We start from the raw sequence: 15,479 nt of genomic DNA, 5'->3' as shown, positions 1-15,479 counted from the left end.
CCTTAAGGAGAGACTTCCATGAAAGCCCGTGATTTTTCCGTTTTAATAGCTGTAATAGTAGTCATTATCATGTTAGTCATCCCACTACCTGGATGGCTACTCAGTGTACTTATCTTAATTAATATTATTCTGGCACTAATCGTTCTATTAGTTTCCATGAACACGCAAGAGCCACTGCAGTTTTCGGTATTTCCAACCCTTTTACTATTACTAACTTTGTTTAGATTAGCGCTGAATGTCTCTACAACACGATCCATTCTAAGTAATGCTGAGGCTGGTGGTGTTGTGGATACGTTCGGTACGTTTGTTATTGGAAACAGTCCACTAGTTGGATTTGTCGTGTTCGTCATTCTTGTCATTATTAACTTTTTAGTTATTACGAAAGGCTCAGAACGTGTATCAGAAGTTGCAGCTCGATTCTCACTGGATGCGATGCCAGGAAAACAAATGAGTATTGACGCAGATTTAAATGCGGGACTTATTTCAGAGCAAGAAGCAAAAGATAGAAGGAAAAAGGTAGAAAATGAAGCGGATTTTCATGGTTCTATGGATGGTGCAAGTAAGTTCGTAAAAGGTGATGCCATTGCTGGTATCATTATTGTTCTCATCAATATTTTATTCGGAATTACAATTGGAATGATGGACAAAGGTTACACGTTTCAAGAGGCGATTGATACGTATATGCGATTAACAGTAGGGGATGGATTAGTTAGTCAAATACCTGCCCTATTAATCTCTACTGCTACAGGTATCGTGGTGACTCGTAGTTCTGCATCCGGTAATAATTTAGGTAGTGATGTTGCAGAGCAATTATTGCAATATCCTAAGTTATTACTAATCGCTGCAGGTACTATATTCTTATTAGGTCTTACTCCAATCAACTTTTTCTTAACAACGATTATAGCTCTTGTTCTGGCATTAGGTGCTTACCTTATGATGCGTAAGCAAAAAATACCAGTTGTGAAAGATGAGGAGGAAGAAGATCAAGCTGAAGGAACTGCGATGAAAACGCAAGAAAATGTTATTAATCTACTTAACATGGATCCAATTGAGTTCGAATTTGGCTATGCCCTTATCCCTTTAGTTGATGCGAAACAGGGAGGGGACCTATTAGATAGAGTGATTATGATTCGTAGACAATTAGCAATTGAATTAGGTATTGTTATTCCAGTTGTACGAATACGAGATAATATTCAACTGAATCCGAATGAGTATCGATTGAAAATTAAAGGGAATGAAGTGGCTTCGGGCGAAATTTTACTCGATCATTATTTAGCTATGACACCTGATATGGATAATGATGTCATTGATGGTATTGAAACACAGGAACCTGCTTTCGGATTACCAGCTAAGTGGATTAGTGAAGAAAATAAAGATGAAGCGGAATTGTCTGGCTATACCGTGGTAGACCCTCCTTCTGTTGTATCGACCCATATTACCGAAGTGATAAAACGTCAAGCACATACATTATTGGGTAGACAAGAAACAAAAGAATTGGTCGATCACTTAAAAGAAAGTTATCCAATACTAGTAGAAGAGACTACACCGGATCCGTTATCGATTGGAGATATACAAAAGGTGTTAGCTAAACTACTTAGAGAAAATGTATCGATACGAAATTTGCCTATCATTTTTGAAACATTAGCAGACTTTAGTAAGCTAACGAATGATCCAGAGCTACTAGGAGAATATGTCAGACAAGCATTATCTGCACAGTTGACTAAGCAATATGCTAATCAAGATAATTCATTAAAGGTAATCACCGTCTCTGGTAAGGTTGAAAAAATAATGGCGGATAATATTCAAACGACAGAACATGGTAATTATTTAGCATTAGACCCTGATTCACAACAGTCTATTATAAAAGCAATTAGTGAACAGGTAGAGAATTTAGCACTTCAAGAAGAGAATCCAGTTATATTGTGTTCGCCAGCAATTCGAATGTATTTAAAGCAATTACTAGACCGATTTCTACCTCAAGTTGTCGTATTATCCTATAACGAGCTTGAACCTACTGTACAAGTTCAAAGTGTTGGAGTGGTGAATATAGCATGAAGGTAAAAAAATATGTAGCACCAACAATGCCTGAGGCAATGAAGCAAATTCGGAAGGAACTAGGAGCCGATGCGGTTATTTTAAGCTCGAAGGAAATCCAAGATGGTGGATTTTTAGGATTCTTTAAGAAAAGGAAAATTGAAGTAGTTGCAGCACTGGATCATAATCCTATCGTCTCAAAGTCTAGAACAAATGAGAAATTAGGAGTACGCCCTACTCGTCCATCTAAGCTGAAGACTTCCATTGAGACAGAACTTATCTCGGAAATGAAGAACATGCGTCGTATGCTAGAGAACCAATCAAGTCAGCAAAATCCTTCATTATTCCCGTTAGAATATCAAGTAGTATATCAGCATTTACTTGATCAAGAAGTAAAAGAAGACTTAGCTAGCTCGATTGTGATGAATGTGGTAGAACGTCATAGAGAAAACAAAGTATTGCCAGATTCTCTAACGATTATAAATGATGTTAAAAAGGAAATAGAGTCCAAGCTAGCTGGTCTTTCCTTCAAGGGGATCTCTGAAAATGCGAAAATTGTTCACTTTGTTGGTCCAACAGGTGTAGGAAAAACGACGACCATAGCAAAAGTAGCTGCCAAAAGTATCTTACAGGACAAAAGGAAGGTCGCTTTCATCACCATGGACACATACCGAATTGCAGCGATTGATCAATTGAAGACGTATGCCAAAATCTTAAATACACCTGTTGAAGTGGCATACTCGGTTGAAGATTATAAGAATGCAATGGAGAAGTTAAAAAACTATGATTTGATTTTAGTTGATACTGCAGGAAGAAACTATCGTGATGAACAGTATGTGAAGGAATTATCCGCCAACTTGAAGCAACAAGAAAACGTCGCCCATTATTTAGTACTATCGTTAACGTCTAAACCGAAAGATATTTCTGATATTTATTACAACTTCCGCCACATCAATATGGAAGGACTAATTTTTACGAAAATAGATGAAACAAGACAATATGGAAGCTTACTCAACATTCCTCTGGGAGAAAATATCGGAATTGCTTATCTAACAAATGGCCAAGAAGTTCCAGATAATATTTTGAATCCAACAAAAGAAATCATTAGCGGCTTATTAGTAGGTGATTTATTTGATTCATGATCAAGCAGAAGGCTTAAGAAGAAAATTAGAGGAAGCATCAAATAAACCAATACAAGCAAAGACAATTTCTTTTGTAAGTGGAAAGGGTGGCGTTGGAAAAACCAATATTTCTGTGAATTTCTCTTTAGAGCTTTGTAAACAGGGGAAAAAGGTCCTATTAATCGATTTAGATATCGGGATGGGGAATGTAGAGATTTTACTTGGTCTACAAGCAAAGAGAACCATTGTAAATTTACTTCAGGACCAATTACCTATTTATGATATTATGGAACTAGGACCAAATAATCTAAAGTTTATTGCAGGAGGAGCAGGGCTGACTGATATTTTTTCTGTGGATCAGGATAAGATGAACTACTTTCTAGCGCAATACAACAGTGTTCTAGCATCATTTGATTATATTATATTTGATATGGGAGCGGGTGCCACTCAATCTAGTATTGATTTTGTTTTAGCATCAGATGAATGTATTGTCATTACAACACCAGAACCAACTTCCATAACAGATGCATATAGCATGATTAAATATATTGCAAGTTACAATAGAACATTGCCAATACAAGTAGTTCTAAACCGTTCAGATAATCTTAAGAAGGGCAAAACAACGGTAACTCGATTTCAGAAATTAATAGAGCAGTTTCTTGAAATAGATGTAAAAGTACTTGGCATATTACCCGAGGACAAATCAGTGACAGCTTCTGTTATTCAGCAGACTCCTTTTTCCATTAGCAATGACAAATCATCTATTGCTAAATCTATTAAGCAGCTAGTAGATAGCTATTTAAATAGAAAAGTAGAAACCAGTATAAAGGAATCTTCTACTTTTGTTGAAAGACTAAAGGGTCTATTAACTATAAAAGGAAGGTGAGGATAGTGACTCCCATTCGCGTAATCGTAATCGATGACTCGGCATTTATGAGGAAAATGATTACCGATATACTAGAAAGTGATAGTCGTATACAGGTAATTGCAACAGCTAGGAATGGGGAAGACGGACTGAAGAAAATACAGGAGTTAACACCAGATGTCGTAACACTAGATGTTGAAATGCCAGTCATGGATGGCATCACTGCCCTGACACAAATCATGGATTCCAATCCATTACCGGTAGTTATGCTATCTAGTTTAACAAAGGATGCAACAAATAGTACATTACAAGCGATTACGAGTGGTGCTGTAGATTTCATCACGAAGCCATCAGGTTCGATATCCTTAGATATCGCTACGATTAAGCAGGAAATTATTACAAAAGTAATTGCTGCCTCACAGGTTGATGTAACCAAAAAACGTGAGACTACAGAAACACCTAAACTAGTTGCTACGAAACCATTATATGCCAAGACACTAGTATTAATAGGTGCATCGACCGGTGGTCCACGGGCACTGCAGCGGTTAATAATGGACCTACCCAATGATTTTTCTAGTCCAGTACTTATCGTACAACATATGCCAGCTGGATTTACGAAGTCATTAGCTGAACGTTTAAATAATCTCTCCGCACTACATATTAAGGAAGCAACACATGGAGAAATCATAAAAGAAAGAACAGTTTATATAGCACCAGGCGATTACCATATGAAAATTAGAAGAGTAGGCACTTCCCATGCTATTGAACTGACACAAGAAAAGGAGAGAGCAGGGCACCGCCCAGCAGTTGATGTGCTTTTTGAATCTGCGGCTGAAATAGCTCGTATGAATAAAATTGCAGTCGTGCTGACCGGAATGGGGAGTGATGGTTCATTAGGGATTGAACGATTAAAAAATCATGATCCTGATGCCATTGTATTAGCTGAATCCGAGGAATCAGCAATTATTTATGGAATGCCAAAAGCAGCAATTAAAACAAATGCTGTTAATTATATAGTTCACTTACATCAAATGGGAGAAATGATTTACAAGTTAACCAATAGATCTGGGGGGATGTAAAATGGATACTACACAATATTTAGATGTTTTTATCGATGAAAGCAATGAGCATATAGAAGTGCTCTATAAGAAGTTATTAGAATTAGAGAAGGACCCTAACGAGAAAGCTATCATAGAAGAGATTTTCAGAGCCGCACATACGCTTAAAGGTATGTCCGCAACAATGGGTTATAATGACTTAGCAACGTTGACCCATACACTCGAAAATGCATTTGATGCAATACGCTATGACCGTGTTCAAGTACAGTCTGATATGATTGATTTATTGGTTGATACGGTAGATCACTTAAATACGATGGTAGAAGATATTGCAAGTGGTGGAACTGGTTCACTAGATGTAAAGGAAATTGCTAGCAAACTAGAAATGATTGAAAAAGGTACGCCTATTTCAGAACCGAATAAAGAGATTAAGGTGGAGGTTGAATCTCCGGCAATATCCAATGTTTTTACAAACTTAGATGCGTTTGAGTTATCTATTTTAAATGAGTCAAAAGAACGCGGATTCCAAAATTACGAGATCACAGTTCGATTACGCGAGGATTGTTTATTAAAAGGTGCACGAGTCTTCATGGTTTTTGAAGTCCTTGAGCAACTAGGGGAAGTAATCAAGTCTGAGCCTTCTGTTAATGATTTAGAAGAGGAGAACTTTGATGACACATTTTCTGTCATTTTAGTAAGTAATCAAGATGCAGACGAAATCGTGAAAAAGATAAAAAAAGTATCCGAAATAGAGGAAGTTTCGATATCTGATTTTTCTGTTAGCGATTATCGAGAAACAAATGAGAGTGAAGTAATACCAACACCAACAGAAGAGGAAAATACTTCTGTAACGGAAAATAAGGTTGAAAAGAAAGATAAGGAGCAAGAAACGAAAAAAGCATCCCACAATAATAAAACGATTCGCGTTAATATTGATAAATTAGATGTACTAATGAATTTATTTGAAGAGCTTATCATTGACCGTGGAAGATTAGAACAAATTTCAGTAGATTTACAAAATGCTGATCTGAAAGAAACAGTGGAACGCATGGCGAGAATATCAAGTGATTTACAAAACATTATTCTTACAATGCGTATGGTACCAATTGATACCGTATTTAGTAGATTCCCTAGAATGGTTCGTAAACTAGCTAGAGACTTAAACAAACAAATTGATATCGAAATTATCGGTGCAGATACAGAGTTAGATCGAACGGTAATAGATGAAATCGGTGATCCAATTGTTCACTTGCTAAGAAACGCTATTGACCATGGGGTAGAATCTCCGGAGGAAAGAATTCGTAAAGGGAAGCCTGAGAAAGGTACGATTGAATTAAAAGCATATCATAGCGGAAATCATGTTTTCATCGAAATCTCAGATGATGGTGCCGGAATAAATAAGGATAAGGTCTTACAAAAAGCGATTAACAATGGCATTTTGACAGAATCCGCTGCAGAAGGGTTATCCGAACAACAAATTTATGAATTAATCCTAGAAAGTGGATTTTCAACTGCCGATAAAATCTCTGATATTTCGGGTCGTGGTGTCGGACTTGATGTTGTGAAAAATACAATTGAGTCACTAGGTGGACGTATTTCCATTGACTCAGAATATAATAACGGTTCGGTGTTCTCGATTCAATTACCACTTACCCTAACGATTATCTCGGCATTGTTAGTTGAATTAAATAAAGAAAAGTATGCCATTCCGTTGTCTTCTATTATTGAAACGGCAATTATCTCAAAAGAACAGATTTTATCAGCACATCATAAGAAAGTTATTGATTTTAGAGGAAAAGTAGTTCCGTTAGTAGATTTAAAAGGTATCTTTGGTGTTGAACAAGAAGCAGCCCCAGATGAATATACATCGATTGTGTTCGTGAAAAAAGGTGAAAAGATCGCAGCGCTAGTCGTTGACTCATTCATTGGACAGCAAGAAATCGTCTTAAAATCACTAGGATCATTATTAAGTAATACGTTTGCCATCTCTGGAGCTACTATTTTAGGAGATGGAGAAGTGGCATTAATTATTGATAGTAACGCAATTATTAAATAAGGAATTTAAAATTGAGGGGGAAAAGAAATGAGTAATGAAACAGTAACGGAAAAGAAAGTGATCGTATTTCAATTAAAGGATGAAGAATTTGCAGTATCTGTACAACAAATTGGGTCAATTGAGCGTATCCAAACCATTACACGCGTGCCCAATACGGCACACTTCGTAAAAGGGGTCATTAACTTAAGAGGTGTTGTGACACCAATCATTGATCTTCGTTCTCGTTTAGGAATAGAAGAGGCAGAATATACGGAATCCACTCGTATTATCATCGTTAATTTAGAAGATATGGAAGTAGGATTGATTGTAGACGCAGCTAATGATGTAATTGATATTTCAACCGAAACAATTGAACCTGCACCAGAAGTAATTGGTGCTGTTAATGCAGATTATATCGAAGGTGTAGCTAAGCTAGAAAACCGATTATTAATTTTGCTAGACCTTAGAAAGGTTCTAACGAACGAGGAAATTAACGAGTTGAAAAATGTAGAAGGTTAAATCATATGAATTATCAACAGCTTTCCCATATACAGCTAGACGCATTAAAGGAAATTGGAAATATTGGTGCAGGTAATGCCGCAACTTCCATGTCAAAGCTGATACAAAAAAAGGTTGACATGGAAGTACCAAGTATTGATATTGTCGCATTTGATGAAGTGATGGAAATGGTTGGTGGTGCCGAAAAAATCATCGTAGGTATTTTATTTCAAATACTGGGCGAGGCACCAGGAATGGTTTATTTATTGTTCTCTATGGAGGAAGCAGAGACGCTTGTACAGGAAATGACAAACAATAGTGAGTTTACGTTATTTTCTGAAGGTGAGCAAGATGAATTAGCTGTCTCTGCTCTTCAAGAAGCAGGAAATATGATAGCTGGATCTTATTTATCCGCGCTTTCTGACTTTACTAATATTAATATGCAACCATCTGTGCCGCATTTTAGTGTAGACATGGCTGGTGCAATTTTGACTGTTGGCTTATTACAGGTATCCGAGGTGTATGATTATGCTATTATCATCAACACGAAAATGAATGATACGGAGAAAGAACAAAAAGGTATAAATGGACAGTTGCTGTTACTTCCATCGCCGGAATCATTCAACAAAATTTTTCAAGCTTTGGGAATTCAAGGATTATGAGCAAACAGTCTGTCGTAAAAGTAGGAATAGCGGATTTAAATATTGTAACAGCGCCTGATGTTATTAGAACGTCAGGATTAGGATCCTGTGTAGGAGTAGTCATTTTTAATAAAAATAAACAAATAGCAGGCATGGCACATGTCATGCTACCAGATTCTAATCTCGGTAAACAAGCGACAATAAATCGATATAAATATGCAGATACCGCTATTGATATCTTAGTTGAAGAACTAATGAGTAGAGGTGTTCATAAGCCACAATTACAAGCGAAAATTGCTGGTGGTGCACAGATGTTCCAAATTAATACAGGGAATGACATGATGCGAATTGGTAAACGCAATGTAGAGGCGGTTTTGAATAAATTAGCAGAACATAAAATTCCTGTTATTTCCTCTGATGTAGGCGGGAATTTTGGTCGTACAATTGAGTTTGACCCACAGACGGGCCTTTTAAAAATACGGACGATTACCAAAGGTGAACACGTTATTTAATCGTACAAGATCGGATGACAAAAACTAGGACAGGGAGGAGCATTTCCTTTGGGTACAAAAATCTCTCCTCTAGAACAAGATTTATGGAATAAATGGAAATATAATCAAGATGACGATGCAGCAAATCAGCTAATCCAACAGTATATGTATTTGGTTCATTACCATGTAGAAAGAACGATGAGTCATTTGCCAAATAGTGTCATGAAAGATGATATAAAAAGTTTAGCATTATTTGGATTATATGATGCATTAAAAAAGTTTGATCTTGATAGGGATTTAAAATTTGATACGTATGCATCCTTTCGAATTCGAGGAGCCATTATAGATGGATTAAGAAAAGAAGATTGGTTGCCACGTTCTATTCGGGAAAAAACGAAAAAAATTGAACAAGCTACTCAAAAACTTGAGCAGCTATATCAACGAGAACCAACTTCAATGGAATTAGCCAATGCTCTAGATATGTCTGTTCAAGAAGTTGAAACGTACGTAAGGGATTCGCTTTTTGCTAATATGCTTTCTATCGAGGATAAGCCAAAGGATGGTAAATCCGAACATAAAGAAGGGATCGGCTATGCCATTCCAGATAATAAATCGGTTCAACCTGATGAACATGTTGTGAAGAATGAACAATACAAAGATTTAGCTGATGGTATAAAAGGTTTAAAAGAGAATGAACAAATGATTATTAGTCTTTTTTATCAAGATGGATTAACCTTTACCGAGATAGGACAGGTTCTTGGCTTAACAACTTCTAGAATCTCGCAAATTCATAAGAAGGCAATCTTTAAATTAAGAAACAAGCTTCAAGAAGCTTTATAAGGTTGATGTCTATTTAAAGGAGCAATAACGTAATGATTGATCTTCGTGATTTTTTCAATATAAACATCTCAGCAGATCGTATGATGGCCGAACTCGTATATACTGAGGAGTATCTAGCAAATCAAGAATTGGAAGTTACAGCTGAGTCTGTTATGAAACTACTAGCAGAATATAATATCAAATATGGTATTCAACAATCGAATTTAGACCGATTGCTTTCCGATATTACACTTGATGATTTTCCGTTAATGATTGCAAAAGGAAAAGAACCGATTCACGGAATAGATGGCAAAGTAGATTTTAAGATTAATTTTCATCCTGAGATTGAGAAAACGGATAATTGGAACTTTCGGGATGTTATGCAAATCCCTTCCGTAGAAAAAGGAGACAAGCTTGTAGAAATTTCAATGCCGACTAATGGTGTTGAGGGAATAGATGTGTATGGGAAGGTAGTTTCTAGCAGACCCGGAAAACCAATAAATCTGAAACCCGGTAAAAATGTTCGATATGAGGAGGAAAGTCAATCCTTCTTTGCTGAAGAAGTTGGTCAGGCAAGTATGCATGGGAACCTTATTCAGGTTCACCCTGTATATGAAGTAACAGATACGCTATCGATGAAAGAAGGTAACCTGGACTTTCCTGGAACCATTGTCATTCGAGGAAATGTCCCTTCAGGTTTTAGGGTACATGCTGGGGGAGACGTAAAAATATATGGCATGGTTGAAGCTGCTACTATTTTAGCTAACGGATCGGTTTATATCTCAGAAGGATTTTCAGGTCTCCATAAGGGATTTATGAAAGCCGGCGAGAATATTCATATTGGCTATATTAACCAAGGAATGGTTCAGACGGCTGGAAATTTATATGTTGAAAACTCTATTCTTCATAGTGATTGTGTGGTTGGCCGTGAATTAGTTTGTGAACGAGGTAGTATTATCGGTGGGCAAATATCAGCAGGGGAATCGATTCAAGTGAAACATGTTGGAAATCAAATGAATACCAAAACAGTTCTCGTCCTTGGAAGAAGTCATAAAGAATTAGAAAAGTTAGAGAAACTAGAGGCTGAAAAGAAGGAATTGGAAGATACGCTGGAGAAATTATCTATAATTGGTGATAAATTGAGCCAAACTCCTAATCTTGAATCCAATCCCCAATTGGTTGCGACGTTAAAAAGACAAAAAGCATCCTATGATAAAAATCAAGCACAGTTAAACTCAGTAAACGAACAGCTACGTTCTATGGCTAGCAACTCCGATTTGAATCAGGCTAAATTAACTGTCACTGGAAATTTATATGGTAATACCACCATTACATTTGGTAAATATACTAGAGTAATGAATACGGAACATGCACAAGTGGAATTTGAGCTTCTTCGAAATGAAATCTATATGCGTTCTATTTAACAAATGTTCCAAAATTTACTGATAGCTTGTTTGTATAGTGAAGGAAGTGATATAGGATGAGTTGGAAATCTGTTGAAATGCAGGTTGCGCTTCCAAGAACACAAGATGCAGGTAAACTACAAGAACAAATGCTTAAATCAAATCAGCATTTTCAGGAAGCATTGGCCCAGAGTCAAGTAAAACAAGACAATCAAAAACGAAAAAAAGTACAAGAGTTTGATGATATCCAATTACAAAAAGATGGCCAGAAGGGTAGTCCTATACCAGGGGATAAGAAGCAACATAATCAAGAGGATAACACAGAGCAAGACCCTACATTCAAACACCCTTACCTTGGGAATAACTTCGATATTAGGAGCTAATTAATTTATGACATCATTTTTATTTATTGTGAGCTTTTTATTACATATTATTTCTATTGTAGCTATCTATGCATTAAGTAAACAACTATCCATGAATAAGTCGAATGATAGCTCGGAATTTATAAGTCTCATGGAAAACTATCTAGAAGAAATCAAGGAAGAAAATAGACGCTTGCAGAAGGAATTAGCCAATATCCAGCCCACTGCCAAGAATGTAGATCCCCCTATAAATGTAGAGGATGAACCTTCTTTAATAGTAGAAGAACATGAAGAAATACCAATCAGTGTACCAGGAAGCGATACCGTAAAAGATGAGGTCGAAGTATCCCAGCATTCCAGAATTCTACAGCTATATAAAGAAGGGTTAAACGCCGAAGAAATAGCGCGAAAATTGGGCTGTGGGAAAACAGAAGTAGAATTAATTATAAAGTTTCAAGAAAAAAGTAATATATAGCTTGATATCAATAATTCAGTATGATATATTTATTTCTGGTGTAAATACAAACTAATTATTTATAACCACACACGTTTGTTGATTTGTATAAAATGGTGCCGAATAGGTCTTTATACAGAAATGATGCAAACGGAGGAAAAAACCAAGGAGGAAAAAATAATGTCAGTAATTTCTATGAAGCAATTACTAGAAGCTGGTGTACATTTTGGACATCAGACTCGCCGTTGGAACCCAAAAATGAAGAAATATATCTTCACTGAGCGTAACGGCATTTATATCATCGATCTTCAAAAAACAGTTAAGAAGGTTGAAGAAGCTTATAACTATGTGAAGGAACTTGCTGCAAATGGTGGTACTGTTCTTTTCGTAGGTACTAAAAAACAAGCACAAGATTCTGTTAAAGAGGAAGCAATCCGTTCTGGAATGTACTATGTTAACCAACGTTGGTTAGGTGGTACATTAACAAACTTCCAAACAATTCGTAAACGTATTAACCGTTTAGTAGAAATTGAAAAAATGGAAGAAGATGGAACGTTTGAAGTACTTCCTAAAAAAGAAGTTGTCGGTTTATTAAAAGAAAAAGAACGTCTTGTTAAATTCCTTGGTGGAATTAAAGACATGAAAAAACTTCCAGATGCTTTATTTGTAATTGACCCTCGTAAAGAGCGTATTGCAATTGCTGAAGCACATAAATTAAACATTCCAATTATCGGAATCGTTGATACGAACTGTGATCCAGACGAAATTGATTATGTGATCCCAGCAAATGATGATGCTATCCGCGCTGTAAAACTTCTAACTGGTAAAATCGCAGATGCTATCCTTGAAGTAAAACAAGGTGAAGAACTAGAAGTAGCTGAAGAAGCTCAACCAGAAGAAGAAACAGCTGTTGCAACGGAAGAAGCTTAATTTCTGAAAAGGTCAGGTGATAAGAGGATAAGCCTTTTATCACCTTTTTTAAAGAAGTAAATTTCTAAACCGAAAGCATATTAACAATAACAAAGATAATGTTAATAGAGACAATTATAAGGAGGATTCACAATGGCTATAACTGCACAATTAGTAAAAGAATTACGTGAAAAAACAGGTGCTGGAATGATGGATTGTAAGAAAGCACTAACAGAAACAAATGGTGATATTGAGAAAGCAATTGACTATCTACGTGAAAAAGGAATTGCTAAAGCAGCTAAAAAAGCTGACCGTATTGCAGCAGAAGGTTCTACATACATTGCATCTGAAGGCAATACAGCAGTACTTTTAGAAGTGAACTGTGAAACAGACTTCGTTACAAAAAATGAACAATTCCAGCAACTACTAGTAGATCTAGGAAGTCATTTACTATCGCAAAAGCCAGCAACTGTTGAAGAAGCATTACAACAAAAGCTAAATGGCGAAGGCGAAACAGTAGAAACTTACATCAACTCTGCTGTTGCAAAAATCGGAGAAAAAATCTCTCTACGTCGTTTTGAACTTGTAACAAAAACGGATAATGATGCATTTGGTGAATACCTTCATATGGGAGGACGCATTGGTGTTCTAACTCTATTAGAAGGAACTACTGACTCAGCGGTTGCTAAAGACGTGGCAATGCATGTTGCAGCAGTAAATCCTAAGTATGTTTCTCGCGAAGAAGTATCTGAAGATGTGATTAACCATGAGCGTGAAGTATTAAAACAACAAGCTTTAAACGAAGGTAAACCAGAAAAAATCGTTGAAAAAATGGTTGAAGGCCGCTTAGGTAAATTCTTCGAAGAAATTTGCTTACTTGAACAAAGCTTCGTTAAAGATCCAGATCAAAAAGTTAAAAAATATGTAGAAGCAAAAGGTGCTTCAGTTAAAACGTTTGTTCGTTATGAAGTTGGAGAAGGAATGGAAAAACGTTCTGAAAACTTCGCAGAAGAAGTAATGAGCCAAGTTAAAAAATAATGATGAAAAACAATAGGGGACATCTAATGTTCCCTATTTCACCATGAGCACATAGATTATGGTACTATGTTTAAATCTATTTCAAGTGGAGGTTATTATGACAACAGCTCGTTACCGTAGAATTGTACTTAAATTAAGTGGTGAAGCGTTAAGTGGAACCCAAGGATATGGCATTGAACCTAAAATTATTCAGTCTATTGCAGAACAAGTAAAAGACGTTGTTAATCTTGGTGTAGAGGTTGCTATTGTTGTCGGTGGTGGCAACATCTGGCGTGGTAAAGTTGGTAGTGAAATGGGAATGGATCGAGCAACCGCTGATTATATGGGAATGCTTGCAACCGTGATGAATTCACTTGCATTACAAGATGCACTAGAAACAATCGATATACCGTCACGTGTACAAACATCCATTGAAATGCGCCAGGTAGCAGAACCTTATATTCGGAGGAAAGCAATTCGCCACCTAGAGAAAAAGCGTGTTGTCATTTTCGCTGCTGGTACTGGTAATCCTTACTTTTCAACAGACACCACAGCAGCATTAAGAGCAGCTGAAATAGAAGCAGAAGTAATCTTAATGGCTAAGAATAATGTAGACGGTGTTTACTCAGATGATCCTCGCTTAAATAAAGATGCCAAAAAATACGAGAACATTTCGTATATGGAAATGTTAAATGAAGGCCTTGGGGTCATGGACTCCACTGCTTCAACATTATGTATGGAAAATGATATTCCACTAATTGTATTCTCTATTACAGAAGAAGGAAATATTAAAAAGGTTGTTCAAGGTGAGACAATCGGAACGATAATAAGGGGGAAATAATCATGACAGATCAAATTATGAATGAATGCCAAGATAAGATGAAGCAGGCTGTACAAGCATTTTCTAGAAATCTTGCAACGGTAAGAGCTGGCAGAGCGAATCCTGCTATTCTAGACAGTGTATTTGTAGAATATTATGGTGCTAACACACCACTTAATCAGTTAGCAACTATATCTGCTCCTGAAGCTCGCTTACTTGTTATCACTCCTTATGATAAAACAGCAATGGGGGATATCGAAAAAGCTATTCAAAAGGCTGACTTAGGTCTTTCCCCATCCAACGATGGAAATGTAATCCGTATTAACATTCCACCACTTACAGAGGAACGTAGAAAAGATCTTGTGAAAGTAGTTGGAAAATATGCCGAAGAATATCGTGTTCAAGTAAGGAATATTCGCCGTGATACAAATGATGCTTTGAAAAAAGCAGAAAAAAATGGCGAACTTACAGAGGATGAACTGAGAACTTCTCAGGACGATGTTCAAGAACAAACCAATAAGCATATAGCTGAAATTGATCAGTTAGCGAAGCAAAAAGAACAAGAAATTATGGAAGTGTAAACTTGTAACGTTCTACTATTTTTACTAATGAAATAGTAGAAGCCTAAAGTTCGCTATTTATAAGCGAACTTTAGTATTACTAATAGTTGGTACAATAAATTATGCTATGTCAAGAGTCTAAATTGCTAAAAGTATATAGCTTACCAACGTATAATAAGAGGTTGGGACATAACCAAGAGAATTAAAAGTAAAACCGAATGATACACGATACTAACTCCGGAAATATACGTAGACTCCTGCGGGGAAAGGGCACTGCCTGAGACCCCTAAAGAAGTAGCACGAGGAGGCTAAGGCAGCCGCCCGGCGGTAAAGTAGACACTGCGATGGTTTTTTCGAGCAGATGTCGCACTTATGCTGTGATAAAGTACAAA

16 protein-coding genes are annotated in these 15,479 nt (G+C 36.6%); all 16 read left to right on the top strand.

The genetic code is table 11. From position 1 onward, the window contains the following. Positions 1-18: 18 nt before the first annotated feature. The 16 genes from flhA (at position 19) to frr (ending at position 15,108) form a co-directional block, all read left to right on the top strand. Positions 19-2,055 carry a flagellar biosynthesis protein FlhA gene (gene flhA, locus MKY78_RS00080; protein ID WP_339215296.1) on the top strand — a complete coding sequence of 679 codons (2,037 nt, stop codon included), beginning with the start codon at positions 19-21 and terminating at the stop codon, positions 2,053-2,055. Next, positions 2,052-3,176, top strand: a complete 1,125-nt coding sequence (flhF, locus tag MKY78_RS00075; RefSeq protein ID WP_339215294.1) for a flagellar biosynthesis protein FlhF — start codon at positions 2,052-2,054, stop codon at positions 3,174-3,176. The genes flhA and flhF overlap by 4 nt, the downstream gene beginning before the upstream one ends. Beyond that, positions 3,166-4,041 carry a MinD/ParA family protein gene (locus MKY78_RS00070; protein ID WP_339215292.1) on the top strand — a complete coding sequence of 292 codons (876 nt, stop codon included), beginning with the start codon at positions 3,166-3,168 and terminating at the stop codon, positions 4,039-4,041. Before flhF ends, MKY78_RS00070 begins: the two co-directional genes overlap by 11 nt. Positions 4,042-4,046: 5 nt before the next feature. Further along, positions 4,047-5,099: a chemotaxis response regulator protein-glutamate methylesterase gene (locus MKY78_RS00065; RefSeq protein ID WP_339215290.1), complete on the top strand. Its 1,053-nt coding sequence runs from the start codon at positions 4,047-4,049 to the stop codon at positions 5,097-5,099. Position 5,100: 1 nt separating this feature from the next. Next, on the top strand, positions 5,101-7,134 hold the full coding sequence (locus MKY78_RS00060) for a chemotaxis protein CheA (protein ID WP_339215288.1): 2,034 nt from the start codon (positions 5,101-5,103) through the stop codon (positions 7,132-7,134). Positions 7,135-7,161: 27 nt separating this feature from the next. Then, positions 7,162-7,632, top strand: coding sequence for a chemotaxis protein CheW (locus MKY78_RS00055; protein WP_339215286.1), 471 nt, complete (start codon positions 7,162-7,164; stop codon positions 7,630-7,632). A 5-nt stretch (positions 7,633-7,637) separates the two neighbouring features. After that, positions 7,638-8,273, top strand: a complete 636-nt coding sequence (locus MKY78_RS00050; RefSeq protein ID WP_339215284.1) for a chemotaxis protein CheC — start codon at positions 7,638-7,640, stop codon at positions 8,271-8,273. After that, on the top strand, positions 8,270-8,764 hold the full coding sequence (locus MKY78_RS00045; RefSeq protein ID WP_339215282.1) for a chemotaxis protein CheD: 495 nt from the start codon (positions 8,270-8,272) through the stop codon (positions 8,762-8,764). Before MKY78_RS00050 ends, MKY78_RS00045 begins: the two co-directional genes overlap by 4 nt. A gap of 48 nt (positions 8,765-8,812) precedes the next feature. Continuing rightward, entirely contained in the window at positions 8,813-9,583 is a 771-nt protein-coding gene (locus MKY78_RS00040) for a FliA/WhiG family RNA polymerase sigma factor (protein ID WP_339215280.1), read from the top strand. 32 nt (positions 9,584-9,615) lie between these two features. Continuing rightward, a complete protein-coding gene (locus tag MKY78_RS00035; protein ID WP_339215278.1) occupies positions 9,616-10,986 on the top strand; it encodes a FapA family protein in 1,371 nt (456 codons plus the stop codon). A 56-nt stretch (positions 10,987-11,042) separates the two neighbouring features. Beyond that, positions 11,043-11,348: a hypothetical protein gene (locus MKY78_RS00030; RefSeq protein WP_339215276.1), complete on the top strand. Its 306-nt coding sequence runs from the start codon at positions 11,043-11,045 to the stop codon at positions 11,346-11,348. 7 nt (positions 11,349-11,355) lie between these two features. Further along, positions 11,356-11,802, top strand: coding sequence for a helix-turn-helix domain-containing protein (locus MKY78_RS00025; protein ID WP_339215274.1), 447 nt, complete (start codon positions 11,356-11,358; stop codon positions 11,800-11,802). 159 nt (positions 11,803-11,961) lie between these two features. Beyond that, on the top strand, positions 11,962-12,711 hold the full coding sequence (gene rpsB / locus MKY78_RS00020; RefSeq protein WP_211741479.1) for a 30S ribosomal protein S2: 750 nt from the start codon (positions 11,962-11,964) through the stop codon (positions 12,709-12,711). Between the two features lie 132 nt (positions 12,712-12,843). Then, positions 12,844-13,728 (top strand): translation elongation factor Ts, encoded by an 885-nt coding sequence (tsf, locus tag MKY78_RS00015; protein WP_339215271.1) that lies wholly within the window; start codon positions 12,844-12,846, stop codon positions 13,726-13,728. Between the two features lie 97 nt (positions 13,729-13,825). Beyond that, positions 13,826-14,548, top strand: a complete 723-nt coding sequence (gene pyrH, locus MKY78_RS00010) for a UMP kinase (RefSeq protein WP_339215269.1) — start codon at positions 13,826-13,828, stop codon at positions 14,546-14,548. A 2-nt stretch (positions 14,549-14,550) separates the two neighbouring features. Continuing rightward, positions 14,551-15,108 (top strand): ribosome recycling factor, encoded by a 558-nt coding sequence (frr, locus tag MKY78_RS00005; protein WP_339215267.1) that lies wholly within the window; start codon positions 14,551-14,553, stop codon positions 15,106-15,108. Positions 15,109-15,479: the final 371 nt, after the last annotated feature.

The sequence above is a fragment of the Ornithinibacillus sp. FSL M8-0202 genome (genome assembly GCF_037975285.1).
In the GTDB taxonomy this organism is placed as follows: domain Bacteria; phylum Bacillota; class Bacilli; order Bacillales; family Amphibacillaceae; genus Ornithinibacillus; species Ornithinibacillus massiliensis.
The sequence above is the reverse complement of the archived record's forward strand: the minus strand, read 5'-3'. Positions and strand labels throughout refer to the sequence as shown.